We start from the raw sequence: 15418 nt of genomic DNA, 5'->3' as shown, positions 1-15418 counted from the left end.
AGGCGCCCGTGCATCTCCGATGGCAAAACCCTGCGCAGCGAGGCATAGTGGTGCCAGCGGAAACGTGGCTGGACGGGTGTGATGAACCAGGACATGCATTTCGATCTGGTGATCCTCGGCATCCTCGGGGCCTTCATTCTCTATTCGCTGCTCACCCGCGTTGTCGACCGTTCGGTGCTGACCCTGCCGATCATCTTCATGTGCCTGGGCTATGCGCTGGCGGAGCCGTTGCGCAATGCGGCGCCGCCCGAGGTTCTCGATGAAGGAAAGAGGCTGCTGGCGGAAATCACGCTGGTGCTGGTGCTGTTTTCCGACGCGTCGCATGTGCAATTCAAGCAACTCAGGCAGAGCTGGAAACTGCCTGCCCGGATGCTGATCATCGGCCTGCCGCTGTCGATCGGGCTCGGCACGCTGGTTACTGTTCTGATCAGCCCTGAGGGCGGGGTTGCCATGGCGCTGCTGACCGCCGCGGTGCTGACGCCGACTGACGCAGCCCTGGGGCAGGGGGTGGTCACCAGCGCCAATGTGCCCGAGAAGCTCAGCGAGACCATCAATGTGGAAAGCGGGCTCAATGACGGGCTGGTGCTGCCCTTCGTGCTTTTGGGCGCGATCCTTGCCTCTGCCGGAATGGCAGGAACCAGCACGGAGGGGCTGGCGCTGTCCGCCCTTGTCCAGATCGTGCTTGGCCCCGTGGCAGGGATTGTCACCGGCTGGGTGGTGGCGCGGCTGATGGATGTGGCGCAGGCGCGGCGCTTCATTTCGGAATCAGCGGAAGGCGTGGTGTTTCTGGCGGCGAGTTTTGCAGCCTATGTGCTGGCGGAAGTGATCGGCGGCAACGGCTTTATCGCGGCTTTCGTCTCCGGCATGATCTTCGGCAACACTTACAGGCACAATATCCGCTTCGTGCGTGAATTCATGGAAGGCGCCGGGATGCTCTTGACCATGGCGTCATTCCTGGTGTTCGGCGCGTTGCTGCTGCCCGACGGGTTGGCGCATGCCTCCCTCAAGACGGTGGTGATTGCGGTGATGTTCCTTACCGTGGTCCGGGTGGGCGCGATCTGGCTGTCGCTGACCGGGGCAGGGCTGAATGCCAGCGAGAAACTGTTTTTAGGCTGGTTCGGACCGCGCGGGCTCGCCTCGATCCTGTTCACGCTGGTGATCATCGACGAGTTCGAGTTCCCCAACGAAGCCGAGTTGCTGGCCTGCGTGTCGATGACAGTAGCGCTGTCGATCCTGGTGCACGGGCTCAGCTCGACGCCACTGGCGCGATGGATCGGCAAGCGCTCGCAGTGAGCCCACGGCCCGGAGCCAAGGTGTTGCGCTTGAGGCGGAGAGGAAATGCCCGCAGGATTTTCTCGGCGGGCTTATATCAGGCTGTCGTGTTAAACGACCAGGGTGGGTTGTCTGATACGGAGTTTTCTCATGACCAATATTGCAAGAGCAAGTTGTCTCGTCCTTGCCCTGTCCGTCGGCATTGCCTCCGGCGCCGTCGCCTCGGAGATCGAGGTGGGGCCGCGGCCGGGTTTTCTGATCGACAAGATGGCTGACGGTGCGCTGAAGGACACGCTGCGCGCCTGCGCCGGCAAGCCTGTGTCAAGGACGCTGTTTTCCATCGGCCACCGCGGCGCGCCGCTGCAGTTTCCCGAGCACACGCGCGAATCCTACATGGCGGCTGCGAAAATGGGCGCCGGCATCATCGAATGCGACGTGACCTTTACCAAGGACAAGGAACTGGTATGCCGCCACGCCCAGAATGATCTGCACACGACGACCAATATTCTGGGAACCGAACTGGCAGACAAATGCACCAGGAGGTTCACGCCGGCGCGGGGCGGCAAGGCATCGGCGGAATGCCGAACCTCCGACATCACCCTGGCCGAGTTCAAGGCGCTGAACGGCAAGATGGACGCGGCCAACAGCAAGGCGGAAACGGTCGAGGACTACATGAACGGCACCGCCGGCTGGCGCACCGATCTCTACGCCAATGCCGGCGGCACCGTGATGACCCATGCCGAATCGATCGCGCTGATTGCCTCGCTCGGCGGCAAGTTCACGCCGGAGCTGAAATCGCCATCGGTGGAAATGCCGTTCGAGGGGTTCAGCCAGGCCGACTACGCGCAGAAGATGATCGACGAGTACAAGCAGGCGGGCATTCCCGCCTCCGATGTCTGGCCGCAATCCTTCAATCTCGAGGATGTGCTCTACTGGATCGAGAACGAACCGGAATTCGGCACCCAGGCGGTCTATCTCGATGGCCGCTACAGCCGTGAGGGATTTGATCCTCTCAAGCCGGAAACGTTTGAGCCGTCGATGCAGGAGCTGGCGGATCAGGGCGTCAACTACATCGCGCCGCCGATCTGGATGCTGCTGACGGTTGATGACGGCAAGATGGTTCCGTCGCCCTATGCGCTGGAAGCGAAGCAGGCCGGTCTCGAGATCATCGCCTGGTCGTTCGAGCGGTCCGGCTCACTCGTCAATGGCGGCGGCTGGTATTACCAGTCGGTCAAGGACGTGCTTGCGGGCGACGGGCAGATGTACGAGGTGCTTGATGTTCTGGCGCGGGATGTCGGCATCGTCGGCCTGTTTTCCGACTGGCCGGCAACGGTGAGCTATTACGCAAGCTGCATGGGTCTGAAATAGGACGGACTGCTAAGATCCCGACATGACGCCAAGGCCACGCCGTAACCTGGCTTGGCCTTCGCTTTTTCACTGAGGCGGATTGCGGCGGTTGCCGAAGGACCGGGAGCCGGGTTCGGCTGGTGTCAGCGGCAGTCGAGCGGGCGGATCTCGCCAACTTCCACCGCCGGGCCATGATCGTCGGTGGCAAGAAAACGCGGCGGTGCATCGCCGTCCAGTACGATGCAGGTCAGATGGCCGGAACGGACCGCGCCGGTGTCGAGCGCGATGCGGTTGCGGTGCAATTCCGGCAGCGACGACGCGGTCATGGTGTGGCCGTGGACGACGATCTTTTCAAGCGGGCCACGGAACGAGAGGAACCGCTCGCGGATCCAGCGCGTGGTTTCCGGGTCCTGCCGGGCAAGCGGCAGGTCAGGGTCGACGCCGGCATGGACGAAGGCGTGGGTGGTGGTCTCGAGCATCCAGTCCGCATCGCGCAGCGCGGTGATATGGGCCGGAAATCTCGCGCGAAGCCCGCTTGCGGTCCGGTCGAGCGGATCGTCATCGGCAAATCCGTAGGATCGAAGCGTCTCGGTGCCGCCATTGGGCAGCCAGCGGCGCGCCGCGGCCTCCCGGTCTTCCCGCGTTGGGGCGTCGAGAAAGGCCAGCATGAACTCCTCGTGATTGCCGAGGATCAGGCGGGAACCGTCGACCTCGCCGAGCGTCTCGATCACCAGATCCATCGCCTGCCGGCTTTCCGGCCCGCGATCGATGATGTCGCCGAGGAAAACGATCCGACCATCGCGGCCGCCCATGTCGGCCCTGATGGCCGCAAGCAGGCATTCGAGCAGGTCACGCCTGCCGTGAACATCGCCGATGGCATAGGTGAGGGACATGGCGAAAAACTAACGCGCAGGCAGGCGCTTGGGAAGGGGTGGGATGGGGTGACTGATTTCAGGTGACCGGTGCCGGGTATTGCGGATGAGGGCGGTACCGCTTTAGCCTTTCATTCCGTGATGCGGAGTTTAGCCCGCGTCCGTTCGACAGCCGGGGTGCAGACACTGCCGGACCCCCTCGCCAACAAAGTCTGAGCTTTAGCCTGTGGCTAAGCCCTCGATTTTGTGTCCTCTCCCACCAAGAGAGAGGTTGGCGCGTCGGGGGTCTCGGTCTTCTCCTCGCCCCTTTTGGGAGAGGGCGCAATTTCAGCATCTTAGCCTGAGGCCAAATGCAGAAAACTGCAGGAGAGTAATCGTGCCGCTGTCGTGCACACCCTCTCCGTCGTCATCCTCGGCCCCCGAGCCGCAGATCCATTCCGTGATGCTGCAACCTGCGGTATCATCTCGCGATGACTGGTTATGTTTATATGCTGGCCAGCCGCAAGGGCGGAACCATTTACATCGGGGTGACCAATGATCTGGCGCGGCGGATCCCCGAGCATACAGCTGGCACTGGCTCTGGATTTACCAGACGCTACGGAGTGCGGCGGCTGGTCTGGTATGAGGAGCATTTCGACATCGGCGATGCGATCCAGCGTGAGAAGTCGCTCAAGCGGTGGCCGCGGCAGTGGAAAATCGACTTGATCGAGAAGACCAATCCGGAGTGGTTCGAACTGTTTCGTGGCACCGGGTGGTGATGGGGAGCGGACCGAGCGTTTGTTTCGCGCGGTGGAGTGGGGTCCTGCCCTGCGATAGGGTTTGCGGTGCTGTGGGATCACGGAATGGATCCCAGGGTCGGGGCCCTGGGATGACGAAGGGGTGTGGGCGTCTCGGCACCAGCTGACTATCTTCTTGGCTCAACCCTATCCATCGTCATCCTCGGCCCCCGAGCCGAGGATCCATTCCGTGATGTGTGTCTGTTTGTGTGTTTGTTATTGTGTGGATACGGGGTGGCTGTATGCGGGATCGAGTCAGGGATAACGGGGATTTGCCACGTCTCACTCGCTTCGGAACTTGAGTTTCAGGGCGGTGCAATCGCTGGCCATGCGTCGAGGAAGAGCTTGCGTTCTTCTGATAACAAATTTTCGAATGGGACCTCTATGGAAGCCTCCCACAGAAGCCCACATACATCAGTCGCATGCCAGACCAAAGAGGCTAAATCCTTGTACGTCGAGGTTTATAGGAACTCATTGACATGGGGTCCGATGTGAAGGTCTTTACCGTCTCGATGAGCCATGATGGAGACCGCCGATGGATGTCCGCCATATTCTGAAAACGTATTGAAACGTGCCTCGAACCAATCAAACTTGGCTCTCAAATCCGGAGTGCTTAATTTGCTTTTCAGTTTGCTGTGGCCATAACGATTATACCGGTCTTTCCCGCGCAACACTCGCCAGCTTTCGATGTGGCTTGGATCTTCGGAAAATATCAGTAGCAGCTGCGCAGTCTCTGCAATACTCCGCAATGGAGCGGCGGCTTGAAGGAAGTATCCGCGATCAATCAAGACACTTGATGCGCCGGCGTCATTGCAAATCCGCAACACTAGATGGGATGCTTCAGCCAGCTTTCTCGAGCAAGATTGTTTTTAAGTTTAAGTCCTCGGGATTTTTGCACACCTTCCCGAATGAGATTGGTGCAAGCGCCCAAGGCTCCGAGTTCATTCAAAACAAATGTGGCGAGCCTTTCATGGCCCGCCACAACTTCATTTTCGTCGAATATGCTCAATTCTGAGCTCAGCTGCAGCCGCTCGTCGACCCACAGGTGTCGCACTTTTCGCAGGTGCCATTCCTCACCATGGTGAAGTTCTGGCATTCGGTGCACATGTTGCCGGTGTAGCCCTGCATGATCGACTTGGCGCGGCGGTCGGCTTCGAGTTTCTTGGCCTCGGTTGCAGCATCGGCCTTGGCGTGGGCTGCGTCCTCGGCCGCGTCGTCGGAGAACATTTCGTCCATCTCGATCTCGGCTGCCAGTTCCTCGGCGCGTTCCTCGTAGTCGCGCTTGAAGGCGACGGCACCGTCGGTGGCCAGCGCTTCGGCCTGATCGGACTTGACCGCCAGATTGCCGGAAGCCTTGCCCGACGCCGCCTTTGACGCGAACGAGGCGGTGATCACGGAGGAGCCGGAGGCGGGAGCGCCCTTGGCGGGAGCTGCTGCCTGGCCCTTGGGCTCAGCGCTGCCGCTGGCACCCGCGCCGGTGACGACCTTGAGCGATGCGCCGCGGGTCAAGCCCTTGGAGAAGGGCTGCGCCTTGCCTTCCGAGATCCCCTTGCCGAGTGCGGTGTTGGTGAAGTCGGAGGTGTCGACATGGGCCAGGTCATGACGCGCCAGGTAGGAGACGGCCAGCTCGCGGAAGATGTAATCCAGGATCGAGGTGGCGTTCTTGATGGCGTCGTTGCCCTGCACCATGCCGGCCGGCTCGAACTTGGTGAAGGTGAAGGCCTCCACATATTCGTCCAGCGGCACGCCGTATTGCAGGCCGAGCGAGATGGCGATGGCGAAATTGTTCATCATCGCCCGGAAGGCGGCGCCTTCCTTGTGCATGTCGATGAAGATCTCGCCGAGACGGCCATCGTCGAACTCGCCGGTGCGCAGATAGACCTTGTGGCCGCCGATGACGGCTTTCTGGGTGTAGCCCTTGCGGCGGTTGGGCAGCTTCTCGCGGTCGCGGTAGAGACGCTCGACCACGCGCTCGACGATCTTCTCGGTCACGGTGACGGCCTGGGCTGAAGCCGGCTGGGCCACCAGCGCCTCGATGGCGTCATCCTCGTCCTCTTCGTCCTCGATCAGCGAGGCGTTGAGCGGCTGGCTGAGCTTGGAGCCGTCGCGGTAGAGCGCGTTGGCCTTCAGTGCCAGCTTCCAGGACAGCATGTAGGCGCTCTTGCAGTCCTCGACAGTGGCCTCGTTGGGCATGTTGATGGTCTTGGAGATTGCGCCGGAGATGAACGGCTGGGCGGCCGCCATCATGCGGATGTGGCTTTCCACCGAAAGGTAGCGCTTGCCGACCTTGCCGCACGGATTGGCGCAGTCGAAGACCGGATAGTGCTCGGTCTTCAGGTGCGGAGCGCCTTCGAGCGTCATCGCGCCGCAGACATGAATGTTGGCAGCCTCGATATCCTTCTTCGAAAAGCCCATGGCTGAGAGCATGTCGAAGGAGAAATCGTTCATCTGCTCGTCGGTGAAGCCGAGCACGTCCTTGCAGAACTCTTCGCCCAGGGTCCACTTGTTGAAGACGAACTTGATGTCGAAGGCGGCCTTGGTGGCGCCGTTGACGGCTTCGATCTGGGCGTCGGTGAAGCCCTTGGCCTTGAGCGAGCCGGGGTTGATGCCGGGCGCCTGGTTGATGTTGCCGTGACCGACCGCATAGGCCTCGATCTCGGCCAGCTGGGCCTCGGAATAGCCGAGTGTTCGCAGCGCCTCGGGCACCGCGTTGTTGATGATCTTGAAGTAGCCGCCGCCGGCGAGCTTCTTGAACTTGACCAGCGCGAAATCGGGCTCGATGCCGGTGGTGTCGCAATCCATCACCAGGCCGATGGTGCCGGTGGGCGCGATCACGGTGGCCTGCGCATTGCGGTAGCCGTGCTTTTCGCCAAGCTCCAGCGCCTTGTCCCAGGCAGCGGTCGCGTGGGTGATCAGGTCCTGGTCGGGGCAATCCTCATGGATCAGCGCGACCGGGTTGACCGACAGGTCCTCATAGCCGGTGACCTCACCGTGAGCAGCGCGGCGATGGTTGCGGATTACCCGCAGCATGTTCTTCTTGTTTTCCTTGTAACCGGCAAAGGGCCCGATTTCGCCGGCCATCTCGGCCGAGGTGGCATAGGCCACGCCGGTCATGATCGCGGTCAGCGCGCCGCAGATGGCGCGGCCTTCCTTGGAGTCATAGGGAATGCCGGAGGTCATCAGCAGGCCGCCGATATTGGCGAAGCCCAGGCCCAGGGTGCGGTACTTGTAGGAGAGTTCGGCAATCTGCTGCGAGGGGAACTGCGCCATCATCACCGAAACCTCGAGCACGACGGTCCAGAGACGGACGGCATGCTCGTAATCAGCGATGTTGATGCGCTTGGAATCCTTGTCCTTGAAACGCAGCAGGTTGAGCGAGGCAAGGTTGCAGGCCGTGTCGTCGAGGAACATGTATTCCGAGCACGGGTTGGAGGCGCGGATCGGGCCGGCCGCCGGGCAGGTGTGCCAGTCGTTCATCGTGGTGTTGTAATGCAGGCCCGGGTCGGCTGATGCCCATGCCGCATGGCCGATGGATTCCCAAAGGTCACGGGCCTTGATGGTCTTCATCACCTTGCCGTCCTTGCGGGCGGTCAGGTTCCAGTCGCCGTCGGCTTCAACCGCCTGCAGGAAGTCGTCCTTGATCGAAACCGAGTTGTTGGAGTTCTGACCCGAAACCGTCAGATAGGCTTCTGAATCCCAGTCGGTGTCGTAGGTCTTGAATTCGATGTCGGTGTAACCCTGACGTGCAAACTGGATGACGCGCTTGACGTAGTTTTCCGGCACCTGATCCTTCTTGGCAGCCTTGATCTCGCGCTTGAGAACAGGGTTCTGCTTGGGGTCGAAGCAGGCGTCGTTGTCGGCCTCGCAGTTCATGCAGGCCTTCATGATGGCCTTGAGGTGCGTTGCCACGATCTTGGAACCGGTGACGAGGGCGGCAACCTTCTGCTCTTCCTTGACCTTCCAGTTGATGTAGTCCTCGATATCGGGGTGATCGATATCGACAACGACCATCTTGGCCGCGCGGCGGGTGGTGCCGCCAGACTTGATCGCGCCGGCCGCGCGGTCGCCGATCTTGAGGAAGCTCATCAGGCCCGACGACTTGCCGCCGCCCGAGAGCTTTTCACCTTCGCCGCGCAGGTGCGAGAAGTTGGAGCCGGTGCCGGATCCGTATTTGAACAGGCGCGCCTCGCGGACCCAGAGGTCCATGATGCCGTTTTCATTGACGAGATCGTCCTCGACCGACTGGATGAAGCAGGCGTGCGGCTGAGGATGCTCGTAGGAGGATTTCGATTTGGTCAGCTTGCCGGTGAACGGGTCAACATAGAAATGGCCCTGGCCGGGGCCGTCGATGCCATAGGCCCAGTGCAGGCCGGTGTTGAACCATTGCGGCGAGTTGGGGGCAACGCGCTGGGTGGCGAGCATATAGGCCTGCTCGTCCATGAAGGCGCGGGCGTCGTCTTCGGAGGAGAAGTAGCCACCCTTCCAGCCCCAGTAGGTCCAGGTGCCGGCGAGTCGGTCAAAGACCTGACGGGCGTCGGTTTCCGAGCCGTAGCGCTCGTCTTCGGGCAGCTTTGCGAGGGCTTCCTCATCGGCCACCGAGCGCCACAGCCATGACGGGACTGAGTTTTCCTCAACCTTCTTCAGGCGCGCAGGAACGCCGGCCTTGCGGAAATATTTCTGCGCCAGAATGTCGGCTGCGACCTGGCTGAACTGAACCGGCACGTCGATGTCGGCGAGGCGGAAGACCACCGAACCATCAGGGTTCTTGATCTCGCTGGTCGCCTTGCGGAATTCGATGTCTGCATAGGCTGACTGGCCCTCTTTGGTGAACCGACGTTCAATGCGCATTTTAGTCCTCTTTGTGAATTCGGCGCCGACCGCATCCCTTGCGTCCCGGCAACAGCTGCCCCGCAGGCGGCGCACTCATTGCGCAGCCAGTGTATCTACTCGGTCACTCAGTGAGATTCCCGTCGCAGGGAATGCTCTATCTTGTGGTCAGGTTGGCTGCAAACACTAAATATAGTGTTAACAAGAAATTTACGCCAGTCCCCAATATGGCAGATCGCCGTCATTTTTCCGCATCAAGGCAAGCCCCTCAAACCACCGTGTTTTCCACGGGGAAAGATGCTGTGAAACGCAAAATGTCGAGATTTGACTGGCCTCTGAACACCCCAGTCGCGCCGCCGCCGCAACGTCTGTCCTATAAGCAGCGACTCGTGTGGATGCGTCAAGGGGTTGTCGGTGGCAGATTCTTGCACACCATATCTAGTGGAAAAGCACTGTGGAAAACGAGGACAATCGCTTATTTGTCAGCTCGCGTCGTTGTTCGTAGAAACGCCAAGCAATCGTCGCGGACAAACTGCTTCGGACGAAGCGCCGACTCAATCCTGACAGGAGCAACGCATAATCAGAGCTTTAGGAAAATGACTGGAGGGAGCAGATACATGCCTAGAGGTCAAGTATCGCTATCGACCTGCGCCAGCCGCGATGGTTGTGCTCCGATATTTGCTTCATCGGAGCTCTTGGCGAAAAGGAGAGAACGCGGTGTTGCTTGCCGAGGTAGAAACTCAGGCAGCCTTGACGTAGAGGAAGGCCTCGCGGATGACGTCCTTCAATCCTTCTTCGTCGACAAGGCCAATTGCAGTGGCGACCGGGAACCATTTGCGCCGCCGTTCATCGCACTCGGGCCAGCGGTCGCATTCTTCGAGCAGCCGGAGAAGATAGACATCGACATCACACAAGGCATCGCGGCGGCGTGCCCTGTGCTTGATGTAGCGGTAGTGCCCGATCGGGCCGCCTGGCAGGGCTTCGCCGATCAAGCCGGCTTCTTCCCAGGTCTCGCGGATTGCGGCCGCGGCGCCGTCCTCATCATCTTCGATCCAGCCCTTGGGCACGATCCAGCGACCGGTATCCCGGCTGGTGATGAGCAACAATTCGCAATCTTCGCCTGTACCTCGGAAAATTGCCGCTGCGGATTGCCGCTTGGATTTTTTCTTGAGTTTTCGGTGCGGCTCGCCGGTCTGCCTAAACAGGTCCAGGATCGCCTTGAGCCTGTCAAATGCTGTCATGTCTGCTGATTCACCTGTTCTCATCTTGTTACCCGATTGTGGCCGATTTTCTTCCAAACCGCGGATGCAAGGCCGTTCCCGGCACTGCAGGATACGACAGCCTGTGGAACACCCGGCTGCGGCACCTGCTTTGGCCATGTCGGGCAGGGGCGTGCGGCGCCGGTGAGCAAATGGGGACACGGCGCGGGCCGGGTCCCCAACATAGTGCAACAAATGTGCAAACCAAGACTGACCGAAACCATTGGCCGCAAACCGGCCCGGAGAGATCAGAACTCGTCCCACCCCTGTGCGACGGCGACCGCTGCTCCTCCGCCTGCGTGACGTGCCGGGCGCTGAGGCTGGGGCGCGGGTGCCGGTGCTGCGGCCGCCGGCCTGGCCCGAGCGGCCGGGGCAGGGCGCGACGCGGCGCGTTCGCTGACGTTGAAGACCGCCAGCTTGGCAACAAGCCCATCCGCTTCCTCGGCAAGGCCGCGGATCGATCTGGTCGTGTCGGTCATCAGCGCGGTGTTTTGCTGGGTCGTCTGGTCCATGTTGACCACGGCGGAATTGATTTCGGAAATGTCTGTGGCCTGCTCGCGGGCGGTTTCGACGATCTTGGCGATATAATCGTTGATTTCCCGGACCTGCTCGCCGATGGAGCGGAGCGCTTCGCCGGTCTGGTTGACCAGTGCCACGCCGCTGCTCACCTGGGTCGACGAGGTGTCGATCAGCGCATTGATTTCCTTGGCTGCGCTGGCCGAGCGTTGGGCCAGTTCGCGCACCTCCTGGGCTACAACCGCAAAGCCCTTGCCGGCTTCGCCAGCGCGGGCGGCTTCAACACCGGCGTTAAGCGCCAGAAGGTTGGTCTGGAACGCGATTTCGTCGATCACGGTGATGATCTGGCCGATCTGACGCGATGACGCTTCAATCTCGGTCATGGCGTTGACTGCATTGGAGACGATGGAGGCCGAGATTGAGGCGTTTTTTGTCGCTTCGTCGACCAGACGTCCTGCTTCGCCAGCCCGCTTTGAGGCGGTCTGGACGTTTTCTGTGATCCGGCCGATGGCGGCTGCGGTTTCTTCCAGCGAGACGGCCTGCTGCTCGGTTCGTTTTGAAATCCGCTCGGCATCTGTGCATACGGTGTTTGAAGCTTCGCACATCTGACGCGCAGAGCCGCCAAGTTCGGCAACCAGTTGCTCAAGTGATTCCATTGATGTGTTGAAATCACCCCTGAGAACTTCCAACGTCTCGTCGAACTCGTCGGTCAGTCGAACGCGTAGATCTCCTTCCGCAAGCTTGCGAAGGCCGCTGCCAAGCGATTCCATGGCGAATTGCAGACGCGCCGTATCGGCAGCGCGCTCGGCTTCGCGGCGCTTCGCGTCTTCGATGTTTTGTTGCCGGGCCTCCTCGGCCTTGCGAGACATTTCGCTCGCCTGCTCATTGGCCGCACGGGTCTCAATCATCGCTTCATCGTTCTGGGCAAAGGCTCTGGCCAGCGAATGGCCCAAAGCCACGAGCGCACCGGCTTCGAGGATAAGGATGACCGCATGCAGCACAACCCGGCCAAAATCGGAAGTACCTGGAAACACCGCTGCGGGAATCAGGAAGAACAACACCAGGTGATGCACGGCCGTGAGGCCGGCGAATGCCAGAATCGGTTGCCAGTTCACCCAGGCCGCGCAGATCGCCAGACTGGCGAAGAAGTACATATGCATATCGATTTGATAGGGAGAACCGGAAAACGAATAGACCAGAAGCGCGACGCTTGCCGCATGGGCCAAGGCCGTGGAGATCTGCGTTGCCGTGCCGGTGCGGTCGTTCCACCAGGTCAGCGTCGCAGCGCCGGCGATGGCGGTGCCGCCACCCAGAACGATGATGGGATCCGCCTCCATGCCCCACAAGAACCTCAGGGCCATCATGCCGACGTTGATCCACAGCAGCGAGATGATTGCGATGGCTGCGCGGGTGCGGAGCGAAATCATGTAATTCATGGCGTAGGTGTACTCCTGCAAAAGAAAGCGAGACTGCCATCGAGAACCAGCATGGCGCCGGAACTGAACAGGCGGAAAGCAAAACCGGGTTCGTCGGAATGAGCGATGGCCGCATAGGGCGCGTCAGTGCCGTTGATGACGGATCCGCCTGCCTGGGAAATGACATCGACCACCCGTGACGGCTCGCTCCATGGTGGCACGATCACCAGAGCCTGGCCGTTTCGGGGCGTAATGGCCGCTGCCGACAACACGAGGCCGATCACGGCAAGGTTGATGCCGACTATGCGGCATTGCCTGAACAACTTTCCAGGTGGCGGCGTCGATGGCTGCATGATGGTGGATGATACGCCCTTGGGCCGCGATGCATGCCTTTGAGAAGGCTCTTAAAGGCTGAAATCATTCCAGCCGGATCATCAATTCTGACCCGGCATAATCCAACAAATGTATATAAAGAGAGTTAACGGCGTGCTGAGATCGAGAGCAAGGACTTGAGTTCGCGTGTCCAGGTCCTTGCGCCTGTTCGGGGCAGGGCAAGCCTCGGATGGCAGTTTTTTGGGGAAAGCCGGGCAGTGTTGCAAATGCCGCCCGTCTGCCGGCCGATCGCCGGCGGACGACCCCAAATCACACCGTTTTTGGCTCAGCCCTTGGTATCCTTGGCGATCGGTTCGACATAGGCGAAGCCCATATCCCAGGGGAAATAGATCCAGGTATCCTGGCTCACTTCGGTGACAAAAGTATCGACCAGAGGCCGGCCCTTCGGCTTGGCATATACGGTGGCAAAATGAGCCTTTGGCAGCATGGCGCGGACAATGGCCGCTGTCTTGCCGGTGTCGGTCAGATCATCGACGATAAGCACGCCTTCGCCTTCCGTCTCCAGGATCTCGGAGTTGATTTCCTTGAGAACCTTCATCTCGCCCTGATTGGAATAGTCATGGTAGGAGGCGACCGAAACGGTGTCGATGCGACGGATGCCGAGCTCACGCGAGATAATGGCGGCAGGAACCAGTCCGCCACGGGTGATGCAGACAATCGAGTTCCAGACCTGTCCGCTGCCGCTCAATCTCCAGGCAAGCGCTCGCGCATCACGGTGAAACTGGTCCCACGAGACCGGAAAGGCTTTGTCTGGAAGGGACATGGCTGGTTTCCTTGAATGTGCAGGCAGCCCCGATGGCCGCTGTTTGCAGGGTAAGCGCCGCAAATAGCCGGAATCGGTGGCGGAACGCAAGCCACCGGTCAAGTCCGTATCGCCGCTGCCTGCATTCTTCGCCGCCGATCCCGTCCACCCGGCGCGCCACCTGCATGAATGTGCAGACGTCGGGTGAGGCGACCGCCGGGCGCGATGCAATGGCGGGAATGTTCATGCAGATCAACCGCAATAACAGCCGCCGGCGTCAGCGTGACATCAGCACTGGTACCGGAGAGCTCTCGACAAAGGCGCGGGTGACGCCGCCGAAGAGCCATTCCCTCAGTCGCTGGTGTGTGTAGGCACCCATGACGACGAGGTCGGCATTGCTGGCCGTGACCTGCGCGGATATCGCTTCGGCCGTCGTGCCATCGCCTCTGGACACGGTTGTGACATTGGCATGAACGCCGTGGCGCGACAGGCAACTGGCGATATCGGTGCCGGCAAGCGGCGCGTCGATGTCGGGCAGCTTGTCGGGATCGACCACGACAACTTCAACCGCTTCCGCCGCCTTGAGCAGTGGCAGCGCATCATGGGTGGCGCGGGCCGCTTCGCGCGAGCCGTCCCAGGCTATGAGGATCCGCCTGACCGGCGTGGCCAGCTTGCCGTCGGAGGGAAGAAACAGCACTGGACGGCCGCCTTCAAACAGCAGCGCCTCGATGTTGGTCGCCATATCTTCGTTGGCGGTGCGGTCGGGCTGGCGGACCACGACAAGATCGGCCGAGCGCGCACTGGCAAGGGCAGACACGGCGCTGTCGCCGCCGGGAGAGCGGACCGGCCGCCATTCATGCGACAGGCCCTCGGCCTCACAGGCCTTGTTGAAGGCATCACCGACTTCGCGCATGCGCAGGTCGGCCTGTTCGTAGAGAGCCGCGATTGTGGTCGCGTCAGGCACATCGATGGGGGCGGAAAGCACGACAAATTGCGAAGGTTCGCCATGGCAGCCGATGAGGTGCACCTCCTTGCCCGCGGCAAACCCGGCAATGGCCGATGTCACCGGCGCCACGTCGGCCAGCGTTGCATAGACAGCGAGGATCGTGTGGTATGTCATGGGATGGTCTCCTTTGCGGGGCGCAGGGGCGAATGTCTGGATCCTACCATGCACAACGCGCGGCGTGACCGCCTTGATCCGTATCAAACAGCCTTGGGGGCGAGCCTCGATCCGGTGCTTGAGAGCATCGCCTCGACATCGCGCCTGGCCGCGGCGATGGCGGCCTGGTCGCGGCCACGGATGACGATCTCGGTGGAAAACCTGTCGCCTGAAAAACGCGGGTAGGAGCCGATATTGACCGTGGGATGGGCCTCCGCAATGGCGCTCAGCGGATCGCCGATGTCGCCTTCGCCATAAGGGCAGCTGACTTTCTCCGAGTGCATCTTCACGCCGGTGTTCAATGTCGGCAGGACGTTGTCGAGCATGGCCTGAAACACCGATGGAACGCCGGCCATGACATGGACATTGCCGATCACGAAACCCGGCGCCTTGCTGACAGGGTTGTCGATGTGGCGGCTGCCCACCGGCATGCGCGCCATGCGGCGCCGCGCCTCGGTAAATTCCATGCCGCGTTCGGCGTAATGCGCGTCGAGCAGGGCAAGCGCGTCAGCATCATGGGAGCAGGCCACGCCAAAAGCTGCTGCGACCGCATCTGCGGTGATGTCGTCATGGGTGGGGCCGATACCGCCGGAAGTGAACACGTAATCATAGCGCGCCCTGAGCGCATTCAGCGCCTCGACGATACGCTCCTGATCATCTGGGACAATGCGCACTTCCTCGAGATCGATGCCGGCTGCGGTCAACAACTCGGCGAGATGGCCGATGTTCCTGTCCCGGGTGCGGCCCGAAAGCAATTCATCGCCGATGGCAAGCGCTGCAGCGGTTACTGTGCGGCTTTCGCTCATGCTCACTCTCCTTTGCCAAGCGGTTCTGCATAGA

The 15418-nt window shown here is 61.0% G+C and carries 12 protein-coding genes; 3 read left to right on the top strand and 9 right to left on the bottom strand.

The features are described from left to right. Positions 1 to 81: 81 nt before the first annotated feature. Positions 82 to 1293: a cation:proton antiporter gene (locus CRO46_RS00830; RefSeq protein ID WP_179758902.1), complete on the top strand. Its 1212-nt coding sequence runs from the start codon at positions 82 to 84 to the stop codon at positions 1291 to 1293. A gap of 129 nt (positions 1294 to 1422) precedes the next feature. Continuing rightward, complete coding sequence (locus tag CRO46_RS00825) at positions 1423 to 2640, top strand: glycerophosphodiester phosphodiesterase family protein (protein ID WP_097104074.1); 1218 nt, start codon at positions 1423 to 1425, stop codon at positions 2638 to 2640. A 122-nt stretch (positions 2641 to 2762) separates the two neighbouring features. On the opposite strand, the gene CRO46_RS00820 is transcribed toward CRO46_RS00825, so the two are convergent. Next, positions 2763 to 3512: a metallophosphoesterase gene (locus CRO46_RS00820; RefSeq protein ID WP_097104072.1), complete on the bottom strand. Its 750-nt coding sequence runs from the start codon at positions 3510 to 3512 to the stop codon at positions 2763 to 2765. Positions 3513 to 3961: 449 nt separating this feature from the next. Between CRO46_RS00820 and CRO46_RS00815 the strand changes: the two genes are divergently transcribed. Next, a complete protein-coding gene (locus tag CRO46_RS00815; protein WP_097104069.1) occupies positions 3962 to 4249 on the top strand; it encodes a GIY-YIG nuclease family protein in 288 nt (95 codons plus the stop codon). Positions 4250 to 4728: 479 nt separating this feature from the next. Here the strand turns inward: CRO46_RS00815 and CRO46_RS20310 are convergent, their stop codons facing one another. From CRO46_RS20310 to CRO46_RS00775, 8 genes are all read right to left on the bottom strand, one after another. Then, the gene (locus CRO46_RS20310; protein ID WP_425479193.1) at positions 4729 to 5094 is read right to left on the bottom strand and encodes a hypothetical protein; all 366 of its coding nucleotides are present in this window, start codon (positions 5092 to 5094) and stop codon (positions 4729 to 4731) included. Positions 5095 to 5284: 190 nt separating this feature from the next. Then, positions 5285 to 9115, bottom strand: coding sequence for a vitamin B12-dependent ribonucleotide reductase (locus CRO46_RS00805; protein WP_097104064.1), 3831 nt, complete (start codon positions 9113 to 9115; stop codon positions 5285 to 5287). A 719-nt stretch (positions 9116 to 9834) separates the two neighbouring features. Further along, on the bottom strand, positions 9835 to 10335 hold the full coding sequence (locus CRO46_RS00800; protein ID WP_179758901.1) for an NUDIX hydrolase: 501 nt from the start codon (positions 10333 to 10335) through the stop codon (positions 9835 to 9837). Between the two features lie 266 nt (positions 10336 to 10601). Beyond that, the gene (locus tag CRO46_RS00795) at positions 10602 to 12305 is read right to left on the bottom strand and encodes a methyl-accepting chemotaxis protein (protein WP_097104060.1); all 1704 of its coding nucleotides are present in this window, start codon (positions 12303 to 12305) and stop codon (positions 10602 to 10604) included. Further along, positions 12302 to 12637 (bottom strand): hypothetical protein, encoded by a 336-nt coding sequence (locus CRO46_RS00790; protein WP_143438910.1) that lies wholly within the window; start codon positions 12635 to 12637, stop codon positions 12302 to 12304. The genes CRO46_RS00795 and CRO46_RS00790 overlap by 4 nt, the downstream gene beginning before the upstream one ends. A gap of 305 nt (positions 12638 to 12942) precedes the next feature. Then, entirely contained in the window at positions 12943 to 13440 is a 498-nt protein-coding gene (gene gpt / locus CRO46_RS00785; protein ID WP_097104056.1) for a xanthine phosphoribosyltransferase, read from the bottom strand. Between the two features lie 256 nt (positions 13441 to 13696). Then, the gene (locus CRO46_RS00780; protein WP_097104054.1) at positions 13697 to 14539 is read right to left on the bottom strand and encodes a universal stress protein; all 843 of its coding nucleotides are present in this window, start codon (positions 14537 to 14539) and stop codon (positions 13697 to 13699) included. An 83-nt stretch (positions 14540 to 14622) separates the two neighbouring features. Next, the gene (locus CRO46_RS00775) at positions 14623 to 15384 is read right to left on the bottom strand and encodes a competence/damage-inducible protein A (protein WP_097104052.1); all 762 of its coding nucleotides are present in this window, start codon (positions 15382 to 15384) and stop codon (positions 14623 to 14625) included. Positions 15385 to 15418 lie beyond the last annotated feature (34 nt).

Origin of the sequence: Parahoeflea halophila, from assembly GCF_900220985.1 — a bacterium.
Classification (GTDB): Bacteria; Pseudomonadota; Alphaproteobacteria; order Rhizobiales; family Rhizobiaceae; genus Hoeflea; species Hoeflea halophila.
The sequence above is the reverse complement of the archived record's forward strand: the minus strand, read 5'-3'. Positions and strand labels throughout refer to the sequence as shown.

Excerpts from the sequence above, each read along its gene's own strand:
- CRO46_RS00830 (WP_179758902.1), top strand. The coding sequence starts at position 82 with ATGAACCAGGACATGCATTTCGATCTGGTGATCCTCGGCATCCTCGGG.
- CRO46_RS00820 (WP_097104072.1), bottom strand. The coding sequence starts at position 3,512 with ATGTCCCTCACCTATGCCATCGGCGATGTTCACGGCAGGCGTGACCTG.
- CRO46_RS00825 (WP_097104074.1), top strand. The coding sequence starts at position 1,423 with ATGACCAATATTGCAAGAGCAAGTTGTCTCGTCCTTGCCCTGTCCGTC.
- CRO46_RS00800 (WP_179758901.1), bottom strand. The coding sequence starts at position 10,335 with ATGACAGCATTTGACAGGCTCAAGGCGATCCTGGACCTGTTTAGGCAG.
- CRO46_RS00815 (WP_097104069.1), top strand. The coding sequence starts at position 3,962 with ATGACTGGTTATGTTTATATGCTGGCCAGCCGCAAGGGCGGAACCATT.
- CRO46_RS00780 (WP_097104054.1), bottom strand. The coding sequence starts at position 14,539 with ATGACATACCACACGATCCTCGCTGTCTATGCAACGCTGGCCGACGTG.
- CRO46_RS00790 (WP_143438910.1), bottom strand. The coding sequence starts at position 12,637 with ATGCAGCCATCGACGCCGCCACCTGGAAAGTTGTTCAGGCAATGCCGC.
- CRO46_RS00795 (WP_097104060.1), bottom strand. The coding sequence starts at position 12,305 with ATGAATTACATGATTTCGCTCCGCACCCGCGCAGCCATCGCAATCATC.
- gpt (WP_097104056.1), bottom strand. The coding sequence starts at position 13,440 with ATGTCCCTTCCAGACAAAGCCTTTCCGGTCTCGTGGGACCAGTTTCAC.
- CRO46_RS00775 (WP_097104052.1), bottom strand. The coding sequence starts at position 15,384 with ATGAGCGAAAGCCGCACAGTAACCGCTGCAGCGCTTGCCATCGGCGAT.
- CRO46_RS00805 (WP_097104064.1), bottom strand. The coding sequence starts at position 9,115 with ATGCGCATTGAACGTCGGTTCACCAAAGAGGGCCAGTCAGCCTATGCA.